At 37.5% G+C, this 688-nt stretch carries 1 protein-coding gene; it reads right to left on the bottom strand.

The window, feature by feature from the left end; genetic code table 11:
- Nucleotides 1-585 (bottom strand): restriction endonuclease (locus J7R12_RS08605; RefSeq protein WP_208439069.1); only part of this gene is annotated, 585 nt, incomplete at its 3' end.
- Nucleotides 586-688 lie beyond the last annotated feature (103 nt).

The following is a 688-nucleotide window of genomic DNA, read 5'->3' as shown; positions in this document are numbered from 1 at the left end:
TAAACCCTCACAAACAGCTTCAAGGGCTTCTTTCTGATGATCTAAAAGCTTTTTCTTCGTTTGCTCTTTAAGGACAACCGTTTCTTTTCCTTCAAAACGACTCCAATCGATTTGACTGTTTTCTAAATCAAACAAATTAATCTGTTGAATGCGAACTTCTTGACCTTCACAGGTGTGAGAAGCATTATCACTCCAATCACTTTCCGTGCTATCGATAAGAAGTCGACGGGTGAAGATCTTTTTGCCAGAGGCAGCAATAAAACTATCAATATCTTCTTTTTTAATGCAATGGGAAGCATTATAGCATTTACATTGAATAGCAACATAGCCTCCTTCATCACGAATTTTAGCGACTAGATCAATGCCAATATCCCGTCCATCTTCTCCACGCTCTTTAGCCCATTCACAATAAGTTTGAACCTGTTCATATTCTTGGCATTGCAGAGGATCTTGCGTCAAATAAGCCATGACAAGGTTTTCAAAGAGAGTTCCCAATTCACGGGGTGATTTTGCTTTTTGACGGTAGGATTGTAAGAGAGAGCGTAAAGAAGATTGTTTGTAATCAGACTTGAGGGTTTGAAGCATTATGAGAAACTCCATAGTCTTATGACATTAATTTATTACCTTCGAAAGAATCGAAATGGAGTTTATTAAATACATTTAGAACAAATATCGAGTCTGAAATGGG

The sequence above is a fragment of the Bartonella vinsonii subsp. vinsonii genome, from assembly GCF_902825235.1.
GTDB classification, from domain to species: Bacteria; Pseudomonadota; Alphaproteobacteria; order Rhizobiales; family Rhizobiaceae; genus Bartonella; species Bartonella vinsonii.
This window is presented reverse-complemented; position numbering and strand designations above follow the sequence as displayed.